The 25334-nt window shown below is 43.4% G+C and carries 15 protein-coding genes; 14 read left to right on the top strand and 1 reads right to left on the bottom strand.

The features are described from left to right. The first annotated feature begins 20 nt into the window (after positions 1–20). From VTH8203_RS08740 to VTH8203_RS08675, 14 genes are all read left to right on the top strand, one after another. Positions 21–1910 carry a PTS mannitol transporter subunit IICBA gene (locus tag VTH8203_RS08740; protein ID WP_096993325.1) on the top strand — a complete coding sequence of 630 codons (1890 nt, stop codon included), beginning with the start codon at positions 21–23 and terminating at the stop codon, positions 1908–1910. A gap of 121 nt (positions 1911–2031) precedes the next feature. Beyond that, on the top strand, positions 2032–3180 hold the full coding sequence (locus VTH8203_RS08735) for a mannitol-1-phosphate 5-dehydrogenase (protein ID WP_096993324.1): 1149 nt from the start codon (positions 2032–2034) through the stop codon (positions 3178–3180). A 50-nt stretch (positions 3181–3230) separates the two neighbouring features. Further along, a complete protein-coding gene (locus VTH8203_RS08730) occupies positions 3231–3764 on the top strand; it encodes an MltR family transcriptional regulator (protein ID WP_096993369.1) in 534 nt (177 codons plus the stop codon). A gap of 283 nt (positions 3765–4047) precedes the next feature. Further along, positions 4048–4815, top strand: a complete 768-nt coding sequence (locus VTH8203_RS08725; RefSeq protein ID WP_096993323.1) for a DeoR/GlpR family DNA-binding transcription regulator — start codon at positions 4048–4050, stop codon at positions 4813–4815. Positions 4816–4888: 73 nt separating this feature from the next. Then, the gene (glmS, locus tag VTH8203_RS08720) at positions 4889–6721 is read left to right on the top strand and encodes a glutamine--fructose-6-phosphate transaminase (isomerizing) (RefSeq protein WP_096993322.1); all 1833 of its coding nucleotides are present in this window, start codon (positions 4889–4891) and stop codon (positions 6719–6721) included. A 134-nt stretch (positions 6722–6855) separates the two neighbouring features. Next, a complete protein-coding gene (locus VTH8203_RS08715; protein ID WP_096993321.1) occupies positions 6856–7677 on the top strand; it encodes a TnsA endonuclease N-terminal domain-containing protein in 822 nt (273 codons plus the stop codon). Next, complete coding sequence (locus VTH8203_RS08710) at positions 7667–9748, top strand: TnsB C-terminal domain-containing protein (protein WP_096993320.1); 2082 nt, start codon at positions 7667–7669, stop codon at positions 9746–9748. The genes VTH8203_RS08715 and VTH8203_RS08710 overlap by 11 nt, the downstream gene beginning before the upstream one ends. Continuing rightward, positions 9741–11324 (top strand): ATP-binding protein, encoded by a 1584-nt coding sequence (locus tag VTH8203_RS08705; RefSeq protein WP_096993319.1) that lies wholly within the window; start codon positions 9741–9743, stop codon positions 11322–11324. The genes VTH8203_RS08710 and VTH8203_RS08705 overlap by 8 nt, the downstream gene beginning before the upstream one ends. A 55-nt stretch (positions 11325–11379) precedes the next feature. Next, a complete protein-coding gene (locus VTH8203_RS08700) occupies positions 11380–12978 on the top strand; it encodes a TnsD family Tn7-like transposition protein (protein ID WP_096993318.1) in 1599 nt (532 codons plus the stop codon). 313 nt (positions 12979–13291) lie between these two features. Continuing rightward, positions 13292–14485 carry a Tn7-like element transposition protein TnsE gene (locus VTH8203_RS08695; RefSeq protein ID WP_244181176.1) on the top strand — a complete coding sequence of 398 codons (1194 nt, stop codon included), beginning with the start codon at positions 13292–13294 and terminating at the stop codon, positions 14483–14485. A gap of 95 nt (positions 14486–14580) precedes the next feature. After that, positions 14581–16188, top strand: coding sequence for a type I restriction-modification system subunit M (locus VTH8203_RS08690; RefSeq protein WP_096993316.1), 1608 nt, complete (start codon positions 14581–14583; stop codon positions 16186–16188). Next, positions 16185–17348, top strand: a complete 1164-nt coding sequence (locus tag VTH8203_RS08685) for a restriction endonuclease subunit S (protein ID WP_096993315.1) — start codon at positions 16185–16187, stop codon at positions 17346–17348. The genes VTH8203_RS08690 and VTH8203_RS08685 overlap by 4 nt, the downstream gene beginning before the upstream one ends. Before the next feature lie 41 nt (positions 17349–17389). Beyond that, on the top strand, positions 17390–21022 hold the full coding sequence (locus VTH8203_RS08680; RefSeq protein ID WP_096993314.1) for a DEAD/DEAH box helicase family protein: 3633 nt from the start codon (positions 17390–17392) through the stop codon (positions 21020–21022). 69 nt (positions 21023–21091) lie between these two features. Continuing rightward, positions 21092–24940 carry an RNA-directed DNA polymerase gene (locus tag VTH8203_RS08675; protein ID WP_096993313.1) on the top strand — a complete coding sequence of 1283 codons (3849 nt, stop codon included), beginning with the start codon at positions 21092–21094 and terminating at the stop codon, positions 24938–24940. A gap of 218 nt (positions 24941–25158) precedes the next feature. Here the strand turns inward: VTH8203_RS08675 and VTH8203_RS08670 are convergent. Continuing rightward, positions 25159–25334 (bottom strand): transposase domain-containing protein (locus VTH8203_RS08670; protein ID WP_167385805.1); only part of this gene is annotated, 176 nt, incomplete at its 5' end.

Below are 25334 nucleotides of genomic sequence, written 5' to 3'. Positions count from 1 at the left end.
CTGATAACGAGGATAACCTTATGCTATCTCCTGAAGCGAAAATCAAAGTACAAAACTTTGGTCGTTTCCTCTCCAACATGGTGATGCCAAATATTGGCGCTTTCATCGCTTGGGGTTTGATTACGGCTCTATTTATTCCAACTGGATGGATTCCGAACGAAACATTAAGTTCAATGGTTGGCCCGATGATTACCTATTTGTTGCCGCTACTTATCGGCTACACGGGTGGTAAGATGGTGGCTGGTGATCGCGGTGCCGTTGTCGGTGCTGTTACCACGATGGGTGTTATTGTCGGATCTGACATCCCTATGTTCATGGGCGCGATGATTGTCGGTCCGTTGGGCGCTCTGGCAATCAAAAAATTTGATCAAGCTATTGAAGGCAAGGTCAAAAGCGGTTTTGAGATGTTGGTTAATAACTTCTCTGCCGGTATCATCGGCATGGTTTGTGCAATTCTTGCCTACCTAGTTGTTGGGCCTGCAGTGAAAGTGCTTTCTGATGGGTTAGCCGCTGGCGTAGGTGTTATGGTAAATGCTGGCCTTTTACCTCTAAGTTCAATCTTTGTAGAGCCGGCAAAAATTCTGTTTTTAAACAACGCGATTAACCACGGCATCTTTACACCGCTCGGTATTCAGCAGGCAGAAGAAACAGGCAAATCCATATTCTTCCTAATCGAAGCAAACCCTGGTCCTGGTCTAGGTCTACTTCTCGCTTATATGTTCTTCGGTCGCGGTACTGCAAAAGAATCCGCTCCAGGTGCGGTTATTATCCACTTCTTCGGTGGGATACACGAAATTTATTTCCCTTATGTCCTTATGAATCCACGCCTCATTATTTCGGTTATTGCTGGTGGCATGACGGGCGTATTCATTCTTACCATGACCGATGCAGGTCTAGTTGCTCCAGCGTCACCGGGTTCGATTTTTGCTGTGCTTCTTATGACACCTCCGGCGTCATATTTTGGGGTGTTGCTTGCGGTATTCGCCTCTGCTGCAGTAACCTTCTTTGTCGCTTCACTGCTAATGAAAACACAGAAACAAGATGAATCTGACGATGCACTCGAGAAAGCAGCGAGTCAAACAGCGGATATGAAAGCTGCTTCGAAAGGTCAAGGAAATGCTGCACTTAATAGCGCAGGCGTTAAAAAAATCGTTGTAGCGTGTGATGCAGGGATGGGCTCAAGTGCTATGGGTGCAAGTATGCTTCGTAAGAAAGTTGAAGCAGCTGGCCTTGATATTAATGTCATCAATCTAGCCATCAATAGCCTTCCTGACGATGCGGATATCGTGATAACGCATCAAGATTTGACTGACCGAGCACGCACACATGCGGCAAACTCGCATCATATATCTATTGTCAACTTTTTAGACTCTGCTGTTTATGATCGCTTGGTCGCTGACCTTGGTAACGCAAAGCAAGGGGGTGAGCCAAAAAAGCCTGAAGCACCAGTAGACAATAGTTCAAGCACAGAAGGACAGCTTGAGCTTAACAATGAAAATATCTTCTTGGGTATGGAAGCGAAAACCAAAGAAGAGGTTATCAAGTTTGCTGGTGAGCAACTCGTAAAACTTGGTTATGTAGAACCTCAGTATGTTGAAGGCATGCTTGCTCGTGAAGAGTTGGTTTCTACTTACCTTGGTGAGTCGATTGCAGTACCTCACGGTACCATTGAAGCGAAACAGTTCGTGAAGAAGACTGGCATTGTGTTCTGCCAATTCCCTGAAGGAGTTCAGTGGGGTGAGGACGAAGATGATGTAGCTAAGATGGTTGTTGGTATCGCAGCGCAAGGTGATGAACACATTCAAGTCATCACAGCAATTACGAATTCACTTGACGACGAACAAGCCGTTGAATGCTTGAAGTCTACTACTAATGCCGACGATGTACTTCGCATATTGAGTGGTAAGTAGCAACATGGTGATGATCACCATGGCTTTAAGTTGTAGCTCCTAAGTGAAACGAGACCAACGCCCCCTGTTGGTCTCACTTTTTATTTTTTCTTATTTTAATATTTTGGTTGGAAGGTGTGTGATGAAAGCACTACATTTTGGCGCAGGTAACATCGGTCGTGGCTTTATTGGTAAACTATTAGCAGATGCTGGTATTCACGTAACATTTGCTGACGTAAATGAAACCGTGGTTAACGCCCTAATCGAACGTCAATCCTACCCAGTTAAAATCGTTGGTGAAGATTGCGTTGTAGAACAGGTGAATAATGTCACTGCAGTGAATTCTACTAGTTCAGACATTATGGACCTGATTGCAAACGTCGACATGGTGACAACAGCGGTTGGTCCAACGGTTCTCAAAATCATTTCTAAATCTGTTGCTCAAGGTATTGAAAAACGCTTTGAAGCTGGCAATACAGCGCCACTAAACATTATTGCCTGTGAGAACATGGTTCGGGGTACTAGCCAGTTTAAAGAGATGGTATTTGAACACCTGTCAGAAGAGGCGAAAGCGTTTGCACAAGAGCACATCGGTTTTGTTGACTCCGCCGTTGACCGTATTGTTCCTCCAGCAGAAGAAGGTGAAACCGATCCTCTAGCGGTAACGGTAGAAACCTTCAGTGAGTGGATTGTTGACCAGACCCAATTCGTTGGCAAGATCCCCGCTATTAAAGGTATGGAATGCACTGACAACTTGATGGCGTTCGTGGAGCGCAAACTGTTCACTCTAAATACTGGTCATTTGATTACTGCGTATTTAGGTGTACTCGCGGGTCACGAGACAATTAAAGATTCTATTGAAGACTCTGCAATCTGTGCTGATGTTCAAGCGGCAATGCAAGAAAGTGGTGAAGTTCTTATTCGTCGTTACGGTTTTGATGCAGAAGCACATGCCGCATACATTAAGAAGATTCTTAACCGTTTTGCAAACCCGTACCTACGTGATGAAGTTGATCGTGTTGGTCGCCAGCCAATCCGCAAGTTGAGCCCACAAGATCGTTTGATCAAGCCACTCAACGGCACTATTGAGTATGGTTTACCAAATTCTCATCTGATTAAAGGTATTGCAGCGGCATTCCTTTATAAGAATGACGATGACCCACAGGCAGTAGAGCTTCAAGCTATGTTTGCTGAGCAAGGTTTTGCTAAAACACTGGCTCACTATTCAGAGCTGAATGTTGATTCAGAAGTTGTTACACTAGCGCACGAAGCGTATCTAGCGCTCAAATGATTCAAGCTGTTGGTGCCATGCATGTGGCACCCTTTGTATTAAGAGATGTTATGCCACTGCACCCACCTAATGAAACTGAACTTCTAGAAGCTCTGTCTGAAGCAAAAGATGCGAATGAGTGCCTTATGGCGGCTTATGATGCTATTGATGATACGTTAGACACATTGATCAACAGTATTTTTCATAAAGACGACTATGCAGTGAAATATGTGGTGGATCCTTTACTGAACAATGATGGTCCGCTAGGAGATATTCTGGTTCGGGCTAAGCTACTTTTAGGTCTTGGTATTATCTCCAAAAGCGTATTCGATGATATTGATATCTTCGTAACACTGCGTGAATGGACCAAGCACCAAAGCAACGAAGTGAGCTTTACCGAAAGAGATGTGCTGTTCGAGTTAAACAAAATCAGCGCCATTCAAAAAATGATGCCGATTGAGTACGATCCAAGCATGACAGAGGGACTAGAGGGGGTGATGCTGGAAATGTTCTTAGAGCGTCATTACCAAAGAGTAAAGTCCACCATTATACTAGCGATTACCGAATTGGTAGAAACCTTGTGTCGAGATAACCCGTTGGTTTAAGAGCGACAAACTTCGGCGCTATTTCTTGTGCCGAAGTTATATCTCCTTTCTTTCTCTTTTCTTTCTTTTTTCTCTTCCATTTTTCTTTCTTCTTTGTGCTTTCTCTCTAGCCAATTTCATCAAGTAATCATAACTTTCAAATGGTAATTTTCGAAACGAAACTTAAATGGTCAGTATTTCACCAGTTAAACCGTGTCTTAGATTTAATGCAGCGGATTTCTTGCGTGATAAGTTACATTATGAAATAATTTTGCTATCAGTTAAGTTTTGAATCGAAATTAAAGTGCGTAAACGAAATACTCAAGTCAGACGTCATTCCATCGCTCAGCTTGTTAAAGAGCGTGGTGAGGTGAGCGTTGAAGAGCTATCTGCTCTATTCGATACCTCTGAAGTGACCATTCGTAAAGACCTCACTTCATTAGAAAAGAGTGGCCTGCTGCTAAGACGCTATGGCGGTGCCGTGTCGCTTCCACAAGAAGCGGTAGATGAGGTACTAAATGAGTCGAGTTTGACGTCAGCCTCCAAAGAAAGCATCGCCGAAGCGGCGGTTGGTCTAATCAATGATCATTATCGAATTGTTATCGATTGTGGTAGTACAACAGGGGCTTTGGTCTCAAAACTTGGCAGTAAAAAAGGTTTAGTGGTCATGACCAACTCGCTGTCCTTGGCGAATGCCATCAATGAGATGGAGAACGAACCCACGTTATTAATGACGGGCGGCACTTGGGATAGTCACTCAGAATCATTCCAAGGACAAGTTGCTGAATCGGTACTTCGTTCTTACGACTTTGACCAATTATTTATCGGTGCAGATGGTGTCGATTTGGCGCGAGGCACCACCACATTTAATGAGCTTATCGGTCTGAGTAATGTTATGGCTGAAGTTGCACGTGAGGTGGTGGTGATGATTGAATCCGAGAAAATCGGACGCAAAATCCCTAACCTAGAATTAGCATGGGATGCGATTGACGTCGTTGTTACCGATCAAGGCTTAACGAAAGAGCAAAAAGCTCAAATCGAATCGAACGGCGTAAAGGTCATTTGCGCTTAACAAAATTACTCCCTCCATTATTGATTTGCTTGCACTTGGCGAGGGAGACAAAAATTAGAAACGGAGAATTGATATGTGTGGAATCGTAGGTGCGGTCGCACAACGAGACGTAGCGGAGATTTTAGTAGAGGGGTTACGCCGTCTGGAGTACCGTGGATATGATTCAGCGGGCGTAGCCGTTGTTGATGCGAATGCAGAACTGAAACGTGTTCGTCGCTTAGGTAAGGTTCAAGAGCTCGCAGACGCGGTGGACTCGCTAGATGTGACTGGTGGTACGGGTATTGCTCACACTCGCTGGGCAACACACGGTGAGCCTTCAGAAGCTAACGCGCACCCTCACATATCAGGGGATATCGCTGTGGTACACAATGGTATCATTGAGAACCATGAAGAGCTTCGTGCAACGCTTCAGGAGCGTGGCTATGTTTTTCAATCTCAAACGGATACAGAAGTGATTGCACACTTAGTGGAGTGGGAATTACGTACTTCTGCAACGTTAGTTGAAGCTCTGCAAAAGACAGCGGCTCAACTTGATGGCGCGTATGGCACCGTTGTGCTTGACCGCAAAGACCCAAGCCGTATTGTGGCAGCGCGCTCTGGAAGCCCAATCGTTATTGGCTTTGGTGTCGGTGAAAATTTCTTAGCTTCAGACCAACTGGCCCTACTCAGTGTTACGCGTCGTTTTATGTACCTTGAAGAAGGTGACGTAGCGGAAATTACTCGTCGTGAAGTGACGGTTCTTGACGTCAACGGCAATCCGGTTGAGCGTGAAATCACCGAGTCTAATGCTGAGCATGATGCTGGCGATAAAGGTCAATACCGCCACTTTATGCAAAAAGAGATCTTTGAACAGCCTCGCGCACTGATCAAGACGATGGAAGGTCGTATTACCGACAAAGCGGTAGTCACCGAAGCCATTGGCGTCAATGCGGTAGATATTCTTAAAAAGGTAGACCACGTTCAAATTATCGCTTGTGGTACGTCTTACAACTCAGGTATGGCTGCGCGTTATTGGTTTGAGTCAATCGCTGGAGTAAGCTGTGATGTCGAAATCGCTTCTGAGTTCCGCTACCGTGACTTCGTGGTTCGTCCAAACAGCCTACTGGTAACGCTGTCCCAGTCCGGTGAAACGGCCGATACGCTAGCAGCGCTTCGTCTTGCCAAAGAAAAAGGTTACATGTCAGCGATGACGATTTGTAACGTTGCGGGTTCATCATTGGTTCGTGAATCTGACTTTGCCTTTATGACTCGAGCAGGTACGGAAATTGGCGTAGCATCGACAAAAGCATTCACAACTCAATTAGCCTCGATGTTGATGATGGTGGTGTCTATTGCTCGTCTGCAAGGCCGAATGACGCAAGAGCGTGAAGCAGAAATTGTAAAGTCTCTGCACGACCTGCCTGCAAACATTGAAAAAGCTTTAGCGTTTGATAAACAAATTGAGGCATTAGCGACAGACTTTGCGGACAAGCATCATACGCTGTTCCTTGGTCGTGGTGAGTATTACCCAATTGCTATGGAAGCGTCTCTGAAGTTAAAAGAGATCTCCTACATTCACGCAGAAGCGTATGCGGCGGGTGAGCTGAAACACGGTCCTCTAGCACTTATCGATGCAGATATGCCCGTTGTTGTTGTTGCGCCGACCAACGACCTTCTAGAGAAGCTGAAATCAAATATCGAAGAAGTACGAGCACGCGGTGGTCTGCTATACGTCTTTGCCGATGAAAAAGCTGGCTTTGAAGGGGATGAGAACATGAAGATCATCCAAATGCCCCACGTTAACGACATTATCGCCCCAATCTATTACACGGTCCCAATGCAGCTTCTGTCTTACCACGTCGCTCTCATTAAAGGGACGGATGTTGACCAACCACGTAACTTAGCAAAAGCGGTAACGGTTGAGTGACTCAGTTTTATATTCAGTGCGAAGTTGTCGGAAGACAATAAAGTTTGATCATTTACAATAAAGTCTGATCATATACAATAAAGATTGATCGTTTTTTAACCTCCTGCTAAGTTTAGCTTAGTCGGAGGTTTTTTATGTCAGATGCAGATAAGCCACTCAATAAGAAAGACCAAAAGCGTTTAGATGAAAAACGTGGTGAAGGGATGGGAAAGGACTATGTTCCTTTCATTAAAGTCGGAGAGTTCAGCAGCTCTGGCGAAAGCGTTCGTGTTAAAAGTGCCACCGTTGGCCGTGTACACCACCTTCACTCAGGTAACGAGCTAGCCGCATTTTTGGTGTTCGATTGGTGTAAAGAGGTCATCGACATTCGAGAGCAGTTTCCAATTCCTCTTGCTGACTCTTTAATTATTTGCCGACAACTAGGTATTCGTCACCCTCAAGAAAAGAGCGAGCTTACAATAGTAACAACAGACTTCCTCATCAATTTTGCCGATGGCTCCCAGTTAGCGATCCCGGTAAAGCCGGCCCTAAAGCTTGATGACAGACGCATTGTCGAAAAGCTACAAATAGAGAAGGCATACTGGGAGGCATTAAAAGTACCCTGTCCCATTTTTACCGATCAAGAAGTAGCCAACGACCTCAAAATGAACTTGAAGTGGTTAAAACCACTTATTGATATAGATACCGAAGTCGAATATCCATTCTCCAAGCAAGATGTCATTGATCTTGCTGCTAGACTCGCGAAGCAACCTAAAGCTTATGTAGCCCGACATTGTGCAAAATTAGATGACCACTACCAATTAAGGGAAGGCACTCATATCGAAGTATTTCGCTATGGAATCGCTAATCAGTATTTAAAAGCATCACTTGAAATTCAGTTTACTGAGTGGAAGTGCGAAGATGTCGAACTCTTAATTCGTAGCGATACAGATTTGGAGGTCGGCAATGCTTCTTAATCAAGTCTATCAGTACAAAGATTCAAACGAGCGAATTCGTGTGGTGTACGAAACGTTAGAGTTCATCTGGTTGATCCGTCTCGATGATGAATCGGCTTGGCCCATATTTATGCCTGCCTCTGAGTTACACGAACTCATCGCAGCACAGGCGATAGAGTGCATGAGAGAACCTTTTACTTTCTCTCATGTTGAGATCGACAGTACACAAGCTCTCAAACGAGATGAAGCCTATACGCTGCTTAAAATTCTACTAAAAGACCACAGTGAATTATTTGACAAGGCGTCGCGCAATCGTCTAATTAGAAACGCGGTTGAAGTGACCGGAAAACCTCGTATTTACTTCATTCGTCAACTTCGTCGATATTGGCAAAGAGGGATGACGCCCAATGCATTGCTGCCTGATTATCATAAGTCCGGCGGGAAAGGTAAATCTAGGCGTGACGTGGGTAATAAGCTCGGGCGGAAGCGAACAACTGCTGAGGGCGTAGGTGCAATCATTACAGATGATGTCGCAGAAATTTTCAGTCTAGCAATTGATGGCTTCTTTCTTCAAAACGATAAGTTCTCTATCAAAGATGCCAAAGATAAAGCAATTGGCTTGTATAAATCCCGATATCCCGACTCTGATAAGACTTCCATACCGACTCTTCGCCAATTTCGCTATTTTTATGAATCTAACTACAAGAAGCATGATGTAGTAAGGCGAAGAACGCCATCCAAAGCATACGACAAAGATATTCGAGCGCTAACAAGCACATCAGCCTATATGAATATCGGACCTGGTGGCAGATATGAGATTGATGCGACCATAGCTGACCTGTACTTAGTTTCTGAGAAAGACCCGAATAAAATCATCGGTAGGCCAGTGGTTTACGTGGTTAAAGATGTCTTTAGCCGTATGGTTACAGGGCTTTACGTTGGTTTGGAAAACCCATCATGGGTCGCGGCGATGATGGCGATGTCTAACGCCTTTCTTGATAAAACAGAGTATTGTCGGAGCTATGGAATAGAAATCGATTCTGGTATGTGGCCTTCTGTTGGTATTCCTGCGTCTATCATGGCGGACAAAGGTGAGCTTTTGCATAGACAAGCTGACGTCCTCGTTAATGCATTTAACATCCAATTGAGTAACTCGCGCTCCTACCGAGGGGATGATAAAGGAGGTGTGGAGCGCTATTTCAATACCCTTCAAACTAAATTCAGGCCCTATATCGGTGGTATTGTTGAGCCAGTCAACGGCAAGAAGCGTTTGGGACGCCGATATGAACTAGACGCAGAATTAACCTTGCATGCATTCACTGAAACCGTGATTCATATCATTATTAACTACAATACTAGGCATGTAGTTAAAGATTATGATTTTGCTGAAGATATGCCTGATGATTTACCCGCTGTCCCCGTACAGCTTTGGAACTGGGGAATCAAAAATCGCACTGGCAAATTGAGACCATGCAGTAAAGAGATGGTTGAAGTGAACTTGTTACCTACTGAAAAAGGAACAGTGTCCGAGGTTGGTATTGGCTTCAAAGGACTGAAATACACTTGCCGTGAAGCAATGGCTGAGGGTTGGTTTGACAGGTTTAAACATACGAGGCCAAAGAAAGTTGAGGTGGCTTTTGACCCGCGTCGAACCGATGTCGTCTACCTAAGGCCTGATAACAGCTATCAATCCTATTGGATATGTGAGCTTTCAGATCGTAGCCGTCGATATAAAGGAATGAGTTTCGTGGATGCTGCGGGTATTCTCAAGTCTTCTAAAGTCGCGGAGGCGGCAGCGAATCAAGCTAAGGATTTTGAAGCTCCTGACTTACAGGAAACGATGGAGGGTATCGCTAAACGAGAGCGTGATAAAAAGGTAAATGCGCCTAAATTGACGGACTCACAAAGGTTGACTGGAATTAAGGGTAATCGAGATGAAGAGCGGGAATTTGAGCGAGATAATGCCTCAGTTAACCTTAAGCCTGAGTCAAAACAAAGTACCGCTGAAGTCATTGATATTCATACGGGTAATAATTCAGAAAGCATTGAATACCCGTCATTGGATGATTTTTTAGGAGATGACGATGATTAAGATTCACCATGCGGAATATGTAGCGCCTGAAATTGAAGATTATCGAGATCAGCCTTTAATCAATGCACTACCTTTATTGAATTCACCTCAGAATACAGCCAAAGAGTTAAATCGTTACCCTAAAGTGCGAGATTCAGAAAAAACCTTACCAGGATACATCCGTCGCCATGCAATGATGCGAATACTTGATGGGTTTCTATATCCGACAAAAGCCCACCTTCAACTGGAACAGATGATTGCAGGAATGATACGTCGAGGATATCTTGGCCGAAATATCGCATCAATTGACTACCAGCGTAACCTTTTAGATGTCGATAATGTCGACTTTTCTGTGGCATCAAGAAATGCGGGTAGCGCAGCGTTGGCAACGACTGTCATTGGTTGCTCTGGAACAGGTAAAACTACCGCTGTACAAGCGATCTTAGATTCATATAAGCATCAGGCCATTTATCACCCAGAATATCAGCATACACAGTTGGTATGGCTAAAGATTGATTGCCCTCATGATGGTTCGGCAAAGAGCCTATGTATCCACTTTTTTCGTGCGGTAGATGATGCAATTGGAAGCGATTACGAAATGCTCTACGTGAAGTCGAGATCATCAGCGGAGTCTATGTTGGGTGACATAGCTAGAGTATGCGCCCTTCATTCTATTGGTATCTTGGTCATAGACGAAATCCAACACCTTAATGCCGCGCGTTCCGGTGGTGTTACTAAATTACTTAATTTCTTCGTTACGCTCACTAACGTAATCAAAGTACCAGTGTTGTTTATCGGCACTCCAAAAGCTCTCGAACTTTTTTCTCCTACGCTAAGGTCTGCTCGTCGTGCTGCTCAGTTCGGTAGTTTGAATTGGAATCGATTTGAGCACCTATCAAATACAGCTGACGAAAGCGAATGGGATCGCTTTTTCAACAGAATGTGGAAATTGCAGTGGTTTCAATCACCGACACCGATTACGACACCAATGAAAGACTTGTTTTGGGAGCTTACTCAAGGTGTCGCTCATGTAGCTGTTTCATTGTTTTACCTTTGCCAAGCAAGAGCGGTAGTTGCAGGAAAAGAAGTGATTACCCTCAAGTTAGTAAAGGATGTGTTTAATGAAGAGTTGTCAATCATTCATCCGATGATCAGAGCGCTCCAAAGCGGCCGCAAAGAAGAAATTCTCAAGTATGCTGACTTAGACTTACCTGCCGATACAATTCGTATCATTGGGCAAACCGGTGACAAGCAGCTAGGTGAGCCGGAAGATGTGGATGAGATATCCACTGACAAATGCGTTGAACTGACCGATATGCTAATTCGCATGGGATTAGGTGATGATGTCGCTAAGTTAGCTGCGCAGCAAGCTATTGATGAAAAGCCTAATGAAGATTTATTTGGGTTGGTTGCTCACATAAAATCGCTAGAGGATAAGTCATTTGCCGAGAGCAAGCCAACAAAACCAAAGGTTACCAAACTGGAGCCTAATTATGTTGATAACGATCTTCGGCTTTTTAGAAGTGATGAGCCTATGTCGACTTACCATCATTTGAAGAGCGAAGGGATGATTCTAGATATTACCCCTTATCTGTAAGTAGGTGTGCCCTCAGCTATACTCAACTATGAGGAGCTATGATTAGGGGGCTGTTATGTTGACCCATTTTCCCATAGCGCAACAAGATGAAATGCTAACGAGTGTTCTCGCTCGGTTCGTTCAACAGATGGGAATTAAGGATGATAAGGTCGCGCTAGGCATTTTGTTTGGCAATCGAAAGGTTGTACCTTCCCCATTTTTGCAAGGACATCTAGAGCAACTGGTTCAACACGTGGGTAACGTCTGGCGTTCTTCTCCCAGAAAAATCATTGAGCAGCATACCCACCTCCCACTGTTCAGGCTTTTTCTATCAAGCCATCGCTATAACATACTACAAACTGATTTGGTCCACTGTAGTGCAAACCCAAGTGTCACAAGAGCGGGCATTTCAGCCTCACTGGTTCAATGGCCATTGAGCTATAAGATTTGTCCTCAATGCTGGCAATCACAGCTTACCACTCTTGGCTTCACATATTGGCAAAGACTGTTTCAATCTCCGGGCGTGATAGCTTGTCCTAAACATCGGTGTACTCTGATTGATACACATTTACCTATTAGCTCACCCCACCGCCATCGTTTAGTTGGGAGCTATTGTTATCAAGAAGCGCCACTGTTATCTGAGTGTGCTAACGCAAATGAGTTAAAGTTAGCTGAAATGGTTGAATGGTTATTTAACTCTGACCAAAGCTATGTGTCACCGGAACAATGGACTTATTACTATCAGAGTCTTGCAAGAGACCAAGGAGTTATGAAGGGCGCAAGAGTCGATCATAAAGGTATTGCTAGTTTGGTAAGAAATGTGTGGTCTGACGAATGGATGCAGCAACAGGGTCTACAGCTTTATGAGGAAAACACATGGCTCACGGCGATGTTTAGAAAACACAGACGAATGTTCAGTTATTTGCAGCATTTTGTAGTCTGGCTTGCTTTAGGTCGAGAGTCAGTTAATGCGGCGGAAGAGGTCTACAGGGCGAGAAAGTTCTCTACAATGGAGTCTCCCAGCTCTTTGATAATGACTGCAAAGAACCAAACAAATAGAGATGCGCGAAGAGTAAAGTGGCTGATGCTGCTGCGAGAACCCAAAAAAACACATTCGCTTAAACAGCTTCGAGATACGGCTCTTGGGGCACGACTATACTCGTGGTTGTACCGTTATGACCGCCATTGGCTTAATTCCCACAAGCCACCACCAATCAAAAATTATATAAACAAACGAGTGAACTGGCATGAGCGAGATCTTCATCTAGTTAAGCGTCTCATCGCTATAAAGAACTTAACAGAAGAAAACCTAGACGATCTGCGCCATTCGAAGTCATGGTTTTCTACCAGACTCGGACGTAAGAGCCTATTGGAGAAAAAAATACATAAGTTGCCCCTGTGTCGTTTGTTTTTTGATCGATATAGCGAATCTGTAGAAGAGTACCAAACAAGAAGACTAAGCCGTGTTATGGTTCAACTCATTGAGTGTAAAGATATTTTAAGGCCTGCATGTGAGATTGAACGACTTGCTGGACTCAGCCGTGCGCGTTGTAGGAAACCTGCACGGGAAATTCTCCGATTGGACATCCCAGCCTGGCAGAGAGCTGCGGCACTTTCCGGAAAACGTACCGTTAATCAACATTGGAAGTATCCATACCAAGCGCGTTCTCAATAACAAAGTCCGGCCTTATATTAACGTTCAGTTTTCAGGTTTCCCAAAAAGTCGTGTTCCGGCGGAACTGATACCTATGTTGGTTGTGAATTCTCACTACTCAAACAAGGAACGCACGGTTCCACATAAACGCGAAATCATCGACATAAAAATATCCGATAATTTTCAAAGAGCCTCTTCAAACAAATCGCATTCAATCATTTTAAGGGAAGGCAACTTAAAGGCTGTTGTCCCGTGTATAGAACTCGCTCGAGCACTCTTTTTACACAATGTACATCTAACACGCACAGCCTTAAGGCCAAACGGGTTATTGGGGATGGCCGTTGTGGATGATACTGGAAAAGAGTGTTTTATCCGTTTCAACAGGTCATCGGATTACCCTCTAAAGAATTTGAACTCCAAGGATGCATGTAAACACTTGAGATGGTTGTTGCTTAACCCTGAGGCAACAAGAAGCTTCAACAGTATTTATAACAAGTTACAACAAGATGAAAGTACGGAGTGGAACTTTAACTTTGAACCACCGCCACTTAAAAATTGGCGATTTAAGCTTGCTGGTGAGTATGATGAAAGCGACCCAGTGTTGTTCCATGTTGAAGAAATCAAGACAGTTTACTCGTCGAGTTTTGACTATGGAAAAAAAGTCTCGATATACCACCCAAAAAAAGTCGATGTTATTCCTGTTGAGCCAAGTAACGGCAAGCGCCCAGAAATCAACCGGACAGACCCAAACCCGCAGTTGGACTTTGAAGCTACGCCAGGTAGTCATAGAAAAAGGGATGTTTTCAGTGAAGAAGGCTTCCGATTTGTCTGTGATTCTGAAGATGAAGTAACCGTTTCTCAAGGAAAAGCACTATCGAGGGTAGCGCCCAATGTGAATACCACAGAAGAACCAAAGCCTGATGTTTCAGGAGTCGGGCATGGAATTGCTAACGGAACGGCACAAGAGCTAGACTGGGCGATCAATCGTAGTGACTGCGACGATCCAACTAGTCCAGAGGTACCGAAAGTAGTCGCTCCTACAGGTAATTTTCAAATTTTTGAAACGGTTATCAAGCAGCTCATGAAGCTTCCTGATTATGAACACAAAGGTACACAGTGTTTGGCAATGCCAAAGCCGGATAATACCTCCTTGATATACAAGAACAAGCTCACACAGGAGGCTCGAACCTTTCATTGTGCATATTTCTATTATCGGCAAACTCCTTTAGTCATTATTGAAGTGGATATCAGCGATATTAACGACAAGCATAGTCTAGGCTCTAGACTATTTGGGTTCTCTGAAAGTGGTAAAGATGGGCTGGCTCACGTAATGAAAGCCTGCTCCGAGAAAGGCGTTAGATGGGACGCAAAAGCAAACCAAGAATATTGTTCAGTAGTGGTTGAAATTAAGCACCCCTCTAGAACCAAAAAAGTCGATGGTGAGATGGTTCTGAGAACCGAAAGTGAGTATGAGACTGCATGGATAGAAACCTTAGACAGAGCTGTTAAGAGAGCATTAACACAATAACCAAGGAAAGTAAGTGTTTAAGCAAAGGTGATGAAGTAAAATAAAGCCAATATAGGCCAAGTTCTTGGCCATCGTTTTATTTCAAGAGAATCACCATGCTAACAGGCAAAATTCGTAATCAAATCGACCAAGTTTGGGAAATGTTTTGGACAGGCGGTGTCGCTAACCCAATCTCAGTTATCGAGCAGATCTCCTACCTATTGTTTATTCGTCGTTTAGATGAACTACAAAAGACCGCTGAGCGTCGCAGCCAAGCGACAGGTCTACCGATGAGCAACCCAACCTTTTCGCCTGAAGAGCAAGCCCTTCGTTGGAGTAGTTTCAAAGATAAAGATCCGGACGTCATGATGGAAATCGTACGTGATCGTGTGTTCCCTAAAATCAAAGCGCTACAAAATGAAGGTAGCTTTGCTGAGCACATGAAAGATGCGATTTTTATGATCCCATCAGCCAAGTTATTAGATCAGGTCGTGCAGCTACTAAGTGCTATCGACATGAACGACAAAGACACCAAAGGCGATCTGTACGAGTATCTGTTAAGCAAGTTACAACAATCAGGTGTAAATGGTCAGTTCCGTACCCCGCGTAACATCATCCAAATGATGGTCGAGCTGATGGAGCCCAAAGTGGGCGACACCATTTGTGACCCATCATCAGGGACATGTGGTTTCTTAATGGCGGCGGTTGAGTACGTTGAAGAGCATCACGCTGCCGAGGTGAACAAGCCGGATAACCGTAAGCACTTTAACAATGAAATGTTTACTGGCTTCGATTTTGATAAACACATGCTACGCATTGGTGCCATGAACATGCTGTTGCACGGAATTGAAAACCCAAGTGTACATTACCGTGATAGCTTGCAAGACCAAGGTGTAGAGAACATCTCTGAAGCCTACAACCTTATCCTTGCCAACCCACCGTTTAAAGGCGCGGTTGATTTCGATATCGTTGCTCCAGACTTACTGCGTGCATTAGGTAAGAATCCAGTTGTTAAGAAAACGGCACCTAAATTCAAAACCGAAATTGACGAAGATGGCAACGAAATTCAGGTTGAGGTGAAAAAGAAAAAGCCGACTGAAAAATCAGAGCTGCTGTTCTTAGCCTTAATCCTTCGTATGCTTAAAGTCGGTGGACGTGCGGCAGTTATCATCCCTGATGGTGTGTTATTTGGTTCAACCAAAGCACATAAAACCATTCGTCAAAAAATCGTGCAGGACCAAAAGTTGGAAGCGGTTATTTCGCTTCCTTCAGGCGTCTTCAAACCTTACGCAGGGGTGAGTACCGCCATTCTTGTCTTCACTAAAACCAACAGTGGCGGTACAGATAACGTTTGGTTCTATGACATGCAGGCTGACGGTTACTCACTGGATGATAAGCGCTCACAGCTGTTCAAAGATGGTGAAATACCGACTCACGAGCAAAGCAACATTGCCGATATCATTGCACGCTTTAAAACGCTAACTAATGAAGACAGCACACCAAACAGCGACAGCCCAGAGTATAAGCGCAATAAAACAGAACAAAGTTTTATGGTTCCGGTAACGGACATCACTAATAACGACTTTGATCTAAGCATCAACCGCTACAAAGAAGTGGTTTACGAAGAAGTGCTATACGATGCGCCGCAAGACATCTTGAAGCGAATTAAAACCTTGCAGGATAAGATGGCGAAGGGTGTAGCTGAGTTGGAGAAGTTGCTGTGAAAACCGTTAAATTAGCGACTTTATGTAATGTACTCTCGGGGTTTGCTTTTAAATCAGAATTGTTTGGAGATAAAGGAATACCAGTAGTAAGAATAAGGGATGTTGTTAGAGGCACCTCAAACACTTACTACTCCGGTGAGTTTGACGAAAAGTACATTCTTGAAAATGGTGATATTTTGGTTGGCATGGATGGTGACTTTAATACTGCATATTGGCGCGGTGGAAAAGCCCTGTTAAACCAGCGCGTATGCAAAATAGAAGTAGACCCATCGAAAGTATGTAAGAAGTTTATCTACTACTTACTACCTCTAAAGCTAAAAAAGATATGGGATGACACTCCTTTTGTCACTGTAAAACACCTGTCGGTTAAAAAACTCTTAGATATAGATGTCCCAGATTGGCCACTAGAAACCCAACAGCAAATCGCCGAAGTGCTAGAAAAAGCCGACAAACTGCGTAAAGACTGCCAGAAAATGGAACAAGAGCTTAACAGCCTCGCTCAGTCAGTGTTTATTGATATGTTTGGCGATCCTTTGACGAATCCGAAGGGGTGGGAGGTTCGTAAGTTAAAAGAGTTCTACATTTCAGAAAAAGATGGAACTAAATGTGGACCTTTTGGCTCGGCATTAAAAAAAGAAGAGTTTGTTGAGTCAGGTGTTCCAGTTTGGAACATGGATAATATTACATTAAACGGAACATTCAGAGATGGGGCTTCCTTGTGGATTACCAAGCAAAAGTACGAAGAGCTTGATAAGTATTCTGTTAATCAAGGAGATGTAATTATTTCTAGGGCAGGTACCGTTGGTAAAATGGGAGTAGTTAAGTCCATTTATGAACAATCAATAATTAGTACCAACCTAATACGGGTTCGATTTGGTGACAAACTAGATCCATTATATTTTGTATGTTTAATGACCTACTTCAAGACAAGATTAAAACGCCTTAAAGTGGGTGATGACGGTTCATTTTCTCATATGAATACTGGCATTTTGGATCAACTAGAGTTCCCTTATCCACCTGTTGAGGAGCAGCAAAAGTATATTAAGTTTCGCAGTAAGCTTGATGATGAAATCGAAAGACTAACTAGCTTAAAAAATGAGTACGAATGTAACTTTAATTCCCTTATGCAAAAAGCTTTTAAAGGCGAGCTAAAGCTATAACGAATACTAAAAAGAACAATATGATGTAAAAAGGAAATTCAATGTCAGATACGGCTAATTCTTCGCCTAGCGCTGAAGGCCGCTCTTCTCAAAAGAGCAACTTTGCGTTTATGGACGTTGCCCTTAATGGTGGCAGCGATGTATACACCACGCGTTGTGCTGAGATTCAAACTCGTGCCAAAAATGCGGAACGCAACATCAAAACCGATCCGCGTATTGCCGGCTTCTATGCTCGTAATGCATTGGAGTTAATGGTTGAAACCGTATTTGACATTGATAACTGGCTAGCCCGCCCTCGCCATGATGTGACCTTAATGTCGCTCATTCACGATAAGGGCTTTAAGCAAAACCTCACCACCAATCTATTTCCTAAGCTAAAACTGGTGATCAAGGTGGGCAACGAGGCCGTACACAGCAAAACCACATTGCCACAGCGTGATGCGCTGCAAGCCGTGAAAGAGCTGCACCATGTTTTGTATTGGTTTATTCGCACCCATACACCAGACTTGAATCGTAGTCAGTTTTTAGTTCAGCCATTTGATGAAGCGCTTATCCCACAACAAGTATCAATTGATGCGGCAGTGGCGACCAAAGCGCTAAGCAGCATCAAGCGGGTACAAGAGCTAGAGAAGCAGCTAGAGCAAGAAGACAAAGTTGAGCGTGAAGCTTACCTCAAGCAGCTAAAAGAAAACGAGGTGCTCAAAGCAGCAAACCAAGCCTTACTTGAACAGATCGAGCAAGCCAAACAAAGTGCGGAAAAAGTCACGGATGCACACGACTACAACGAGGCAGAAACTCGCACTTATCTTATCGATGTACTTCTACACGAAGCAGGTTGGAAACTCGAGCATAAGCGAGACCGTGAATACCCTGTGTCAGGTATGCCAATTTCTCAGGCAAACCCTAAAGGTAATGGCTTTGTTGACTACGTTCTATGGGGAGATGACGGCACTGCGTTAGCGGTTGTTGAGGCAAAGCGCACTCATCGCCGAGCCGAAGACGGACAACAACAAGCGAAGCTTTACGCTGACTGCTTAGAAAAACAATGTGGGGTGCGCCCAGTTATTTTCTACACTAACGGCTATGAGACGCATCTATGGGATGACCATTTTTACCCGCCACGCCAAGTTCAAGGTTTTTATACTAAGGCCGAACTTGAGCTTATGGTGAAGCGTCGCAGTGACCGTAAACCTTTCTTTGAAAATGGGCAGCCGAACAACAATCTTGTTATTAACAACGAGATCACCAACCGTCACTATCAAAAATCAGCCATCACCAAACTGCTGCAAGACTTTGAGCTAGAGCATGAGCGCAAAGGACTATTCGTTATGGCGACGGGTACGGGTAAAACTCGTACCGTGATCAGCCTTGTCGATTTGTTAGTGAAAAACGACTGGGTTAAGAACATCCTGTTCCTTGCCGACCGTAATGCGCTACTCACTCAAGCCAAGAAGAACTTCGTTAAGCTACTGCCTCGCGTTAGTTGTTCTATTTTGGATTCTGGTCAAAGCAAAAACAGTATCGACAGTCGTTTGTACTTCTCTACATACCCGACCATGAAGAATCTCTTGGATCGTGGTGCAGATGAACGACCATTTGGTGTTGGCCATTTCGATTTGATTGTTGTCGATGAAGCGCACCGTTCTGTTTACTCGAAATACCGTCAAATCTTCGAGTATTTTGATGGATTCTTAGTGGGGTTAACAGCCACACCAAAAGATGAAGTTGAAAAAGATACTTATGGCATTTTTGACCTGCAAAAAGGGATGCCAACCTACGCTTATGAAGACGACAAAGCGTATGACCAAGGCTACCTTGTGCCACCCACTAAGATCTCTGTGGCAACCAAGTTTTTACGTGAAGGCATTAAGTACAAAGACCTATCACCTGAAGAGCAAGAAGAGTGGGAAAACAAAGCTGAACTCGAAGATCGAGATGAAGTATTACCATCTGAAGTGAATAACTTCTTGTTTAATACCGATACTGCCGAGAAGATGTTTGCTCAGTTAATGAGTAAAGATGAGCGCGGTGGTATTCACGTTGAAGGTGGCGATGTCATTGGTAAAACCATCATCTTTGCTGCCAATAACCCTCACGCACAGTTTCTGCAAGAAGTATTCAACAAGAATTACCCTAAATGGGCGGGTAAATTAGCTCGTGTGATCACATGGAAAGAAACCTATGCACAAAGCCTAATTGATGAGTTTGGTGGCGACGAAAACAAGATTGACGAATTCGACCCTAAGAACCCTACTTGTCGCATTGCAATCTCCGTAGATATGCTCGATACCGGTATTGATGTACCTGAAGTAGTGAACCTTGTTTTCTTCAAAGTCGTTCGATCAAAAGTGAAATTCACCCAGATGATTGGGCGTGGCACACGTTTGTGTAAAGACCTGTTTGGTCCAAATGATGATAAGAAGACATTTAAGGTTTTCGACTATTGCCAGAACTTTGAGTATTTCGATGCGAATCCTGAAGGTATCGCGGTCGGAGTGGCGAAACCAGTGACTCAACAGGTATTCGAGAAGCGCGTACTACTCAGTACATTACTTAACAGCAGGTTGAATAATGAAGAGTTCCGAGAGCAACACCCAGAAGACTGCGAGCGCTATTCTGAGCTAAATCGTTACCAACTGGATATGTTGCACCACATTGTTAGTGGTATGAATCTCGATAATTTCATTGTAAGACCGAAGCGTCGAGCGATTGAGCCATTTTTAGAGCGTGAGCATTGGGATAACATTGACGATGCTAAGTTTACTGAGCTAGAGAGTCAGATCTCAGAACTTCCAACTGAAGCTGAGGCTTTTAACTCTGATGAGCAGCTTAACCATCTATCACACCGCTTTGACAGCCTTGTGCTGACCATGCAGTTAGACCTTTTAGAAAAAGGTATGATTTCTGAGACGAGCCGAGGTCGTGTAGTTGAGTTCGCTGAGCAGCTAGAAGCTAAATCAACCATCCCAGCGGTACAAGCTCAACTACAACTGATTCAGGACATCCGGACCCAAGAGTTTTGGCAAGATATTCACCTAGTGACGCTGGAAGAGTTACGACGTAAGTTGCGAAATCTCATGTTTGCGTTGGACAAAGATAAAAAAGAGATGGTGTACACAAACTTTGAAGACGAAGTTCAAGGTGTGCATAACGTGACAAACGTATACAAGAACCCAAGCGTTGATTTAGCTCAATACCGTAAGAAGATTGAGCTCTATATTCAAGACCACCAAGATCAATTAACCATCCAAAAGCTAAAGCGCAATAAAGCCATTACACAAGCGGACTTAGACGTATTAGAAGGCTTGTTACTGGAAGCTAGCGGTATGAGTGATGTGGAAACCTATCGCGAAAAAATCCTACAAGAGAAGCCTTTAGGTACGTTTATCCGTGAGCTTGTCGGTTTAGACATGAATGCAGCAAAAGAAGCATTCAGTAGTTTCCTTGATGAAGAGGCGTATAACGCCGAGCAAATTCAGTTCGTCGATAAAGTGATTGACTACCTTGTGAACAACGGCATTTTAGATATGTCGCAACTGTTCGAGCCACCATTTACCGACAATCACGGCGAAAGCGCCTACGGCTTCTTCGATGAAGGTACCGTAGTGGAGTTATTTGGAGTGATTCGCACAGTAAATGCGAATGCAGTGGTTCCTGAAAGCCAGAGTGCTTAGAGCTTGATTCTTAAGTAAAATTAAATTTAGTCATCAAGAGGATAACTCCTTTTGAATCCAAGGGTATGTATGCCAATTATCGATAAAAAATATGAAGAATTATCACTTAAAGATGAGCATTTAGGTGATCCGTTACTCCTGGCGTTGGCTTGGAAAAAAAGCCATCAATATATCCGGACGACTAACTGGTATGCTGATAATTTTGAATTAGATTTATCAGCTCTTAACTTGGTAGAACAGTGTAAAAATTGGGCTGATGAACTAAACAACGAGGTTGTATTCAAACCATTAGACTTAGTGCCTGCTCCCAAGACCTGTGCTTGGGAGTTTGTCCAAGATGATAGCGATGGACGCCATAAAATTAAATGGCAACCGAAGCCCGTTGAGTGCGAGAAAGATACCACTCCCTCTGAGCATCCCCAAAGTCCAGTTAAACTGAGGCCGCTTGCTCATATCCCAATTCGTGAACAGTCAATGTTGTCGTTGCTGATGATGGGGTTGGCAAACAAAGTTGAAACTATACAAGGTAACCCAAGCACCGAGTTTACGGATGTGCATAAGCAAGGAGTTGTGAGTTATGGCAATCGACTTTATTGTACCTATGATGCTGATGGCAATGCTCAACACAGTTATGGTTCAACTACTATCTACAGCAAGTACTTTGTTGATTATCGCCGTTTTCTAGACAGACCACATCACTTTGCACTTGAGCAGCTAGGAGAGATATCTCCTGATGAAAGGATTTACATCGTTGAACTCGATTTAGAGAAATTTTTTGATGGGATTAGTCGTCAGAAATTAATCGAGCAAATTGACAAGGTCATTAAACGAAAATCTTCTGATAAAGACTACGATAAACTCACTCAGCTGCTTGCGGCATTTAATGGTTGGGAGTGGTCTAGTGAGGCTGAAGAACAATATAGCAATTTATGTGCATCGGATAAGGTTCCCACTGCACCTAAAGGCTTACCTCAAGGGTTGGTAGCTTCAGGATTTCTTTCAAACCTCTATATGCTGGATTTTGATCGTGAATTTAGTGGCAAAATTGGTTCGGAATTTGCCGAAAATAAACAGCTTCGACTAATTGATTACTGTCGCTACGTTGATGATTTACGTTTAGTTATTGTGGGGCCTAAATCATTCGATGGTTTTGACCGTATTCAACAAGTAACTAATCAAGTAGTCGAGTTGGTTCGCGGGCTAGACTCATACAAAACATTAGGATTATCTATCCAATCAGATAAAACTAATGTTGATGTTTTTCATGGGCTTAAAGTTGGTGTTTCTAAAAATTTGAATGAAATCCAAGGTAGGTTGAGTGGACCCATTTCTTTGGAAGAAGCGGATAATCAGCTTGGACAACTAGAGTCATTGTTATCGTTACAAGCGCCACCTAAATCCGTTGTAGCTGCAAGCAAGAACTCTTATGCAGTTAATGGATTAGCCTCAATTGAGGCAACTCGATTTGATGTTAGAGAGGACACGCTTAAACGATTTGCTGCGAATAAGCTATCTAAAATATTGCGTGAGAAACGACATTTCGCCACACAAGTGCCAGATGAAAATGGGGTATTACAGCCTGGGGAGTGGGACTACTCCCAAGAGCGAATAGCTAGAAGGTTTATAGCTTGCTGGAGTTATGATCCGTCTTTAGTGCTTTTACTTAAGAAAGGACTAGAACTGTTCCCTAGTACCAAACTGTTAGAGCCTATACTCGTTCAACTTGAAATGTTGTTAGATGAAAAAGATGATAAACAAGTTGCGGTGGCAAGTTATTGTTTAGCAGAGGTCTATCGCCATTCTGCTACTGTTATCCACAAAAAGGATTCTCTTGCATTTCCAGCGCATGCGGATTTAGATGCGTACTTTGAGAGATTGCAAAGCTCGGCGGCAAAGCATAGCGTCCCTCAGGATCAATCTTTTGATTTACTTTCTGAACAAGCAAGATTTTTGATGCTCGTTCGAGCAGATACTGTACTAGAGCAGGAAGTTGGGGAACCAAAGTTCGATGTCATTTCTAAGTTAACGCATGGCTTTAGGGAGATTACACTTCCAGATAATTGGAGCTCTCAAGATATAGCTGTAGCTATTATTATGGCAAATCAAATGTCGGATATGAGCAAAGACTGCATTAGATCTTGTTCTTGTTTGCTTGAGAAAATTCATGGCGATATAGATCGACTGTTTGATTCCTTTAAGTTGCTCCTTGTTCAAGATAGAGCCTTGGGTATTGCACTGGTTCGCCATGCTAGAGGGGTAAAGCACCAATGGGCAGCACTAGATAAAATCAAAGAGGAATTGCTTACACCACTGAATCTTGAAACGAAGCCTTACAGCAAACCTCTAAATAAGATCAGCACGAAGGTTAGCATTCTTCGACTTATCTTGCGTGATGATAATCCGTTCTCTAATGAAATAATGGCTTTGAAACTCTTGCAAGCTGTTTTGAGTGAGTATGAGTTGCTTGCGAAGCATCGAGAGCAAAGTATCGATCTTGCAGAAACTACAATCGAATTTGATGGTTTTAGTTCACCGGTAGCATTTTCTGTATTTGATAAAGATTTAAACCTAACTCTTGAGTTCAACGATAACAGTCACTTAATTGCTTCCTGGGGTGATTTTAATTCTACAGTATCTGATGATGTGCGTGTGTTACGAAACGTAGGGGAATTTATTCGGGCAGTACTAGTTGGTAATCAAGATTGGACTTCATTCGGTTTGAGTGTTGTACCTAAACCAGGATATCGAGGTATTCGTTCTAGCTTCTATAAGCGACAATTAGGACTAATGACAAGCCCTGAATCTATCTCAGGAGTTGGTTCTCAAGTTTCAGGTTGGTTAACGGGATTACTATCGAAGCTATTGAAGTGGCCAGGTATTCGAGTTAATGACCATGGTTATGATTGGCCTATAATCTGGTCGGTATCAGCGGTTAAACAGTTAGTTAACGCACGACTGCATGAATTGAAAACTGCCTATTGCACTCAGTCTGGCATCCCAAGTTTACTTGAGAAGCAAGCTCTAGACTGGAATGATGGTAAAGAATCCCTTTCTGTTGTAATGGTACAGTCTAAGCTACCTGCTCTAAAAGACTTTGGTGAAGCTGGTCTAATGCTTGATAAGCCGGAGTATCGTGCTAAGCATCGTAGGCACGTAGCAAGGGTGGCTGAGCTAGTTTTGAAGCATCTTGAAGCACAGCGGGTTGAAATAGGTAGTAAAAAGCTAAATGCTGACCTGATAATTTGGCCGGAGCTTGCTGTTCATAATGATGATCTAGATGTACTTATCGCACTTTCTCAGAAAACTAAAGCGATGGTATTTTCAGGGCTTGGCTTTATCGAGCAAGATGGTGTTAAAGGGCCGAATAATTGTGCTGTTTGGATTATTCCAACAAAGCATAATACGAATCAGCGAGAGATAGTGCGTCTTCAAGGCAAGCATAATATGACGGCAGTTGAAAAAGGTAAGATTCAGCCGTGGCGACCATATCAATTAATGCTAGAGCTTGTACATCCCGCTTTCAAAGATGAAAAAGGTTTTATTATCACAGGCTCAATTTGTTACGACGCAACTGACATTGCTTTAAGCTCAGATCTTAGAAACAAATCTAACGCATATGTGATTAGTGCTCTGAACCAAGATGTAAATACATTTGATTCGATGGTGGAGGCATTGCATTACCATATGTATCAACACGTTACGTTGGTTAATTCGGGTGAGTTTGGTGGCTCGTATGCAAAAGCGCCTTACAAAGATGCTCATAGACGTCTAATTGCCCATGTTCACGGTAATGATCAGGTTTCAATAAATACGTTTGAAATGAACATGTTTGACTTTAGACGAGATGGTGTTGGTGAGGGTATGAAATCAGCACTGAAGAAGAAAACAGCTCCGGCAGGCGTTGAAGTAGTACGTTAATCAGAAAATGATCAATCTTTATTGTTTCATATAGTGATATACAGTAAGGGACTCGGTATGAAAATGATCAAACTTCACGTAAATGTGTCTGCGAAGTTATGAGGAAATAGCTCTAATTATGATCAAACTTTGTTGGCTTCCGACAGAAGTGTTCGAGTAGAATAAAGTTTGTTACCAAGTAATAAGTAAACGCCCCATAAACCCACGGGGCGATCTTGCTAATGCTTGAAGTTCCAAGGTAGGAGCGCATCGATATCAGGCTCAGATTTCGCTAACTCTTGCATGCACTTGACCATGTAGTCGTAGAGGATGAGCCCATTGGCTTTCGCGGTCTCGACGATACTGTAAAGCATCGCGCTCGCTTCAGCACCATTTGGTGTACTCGAGAACAACC

It is taken from the genome of Vibrio thalassae, from assembly GCF_900089835.1.
GTDB lineage: Bacteria > Pseudomonadota > Gammaproteobacteria > Enterobacterales > Vibrionaceae > Vibrio > Vibrio thalassae.
The sequence above is the reverse complement of the archived record's forward strand: the minus strand, read 5'-3'. Positions and strand labels throughout refer to the sequence as shown.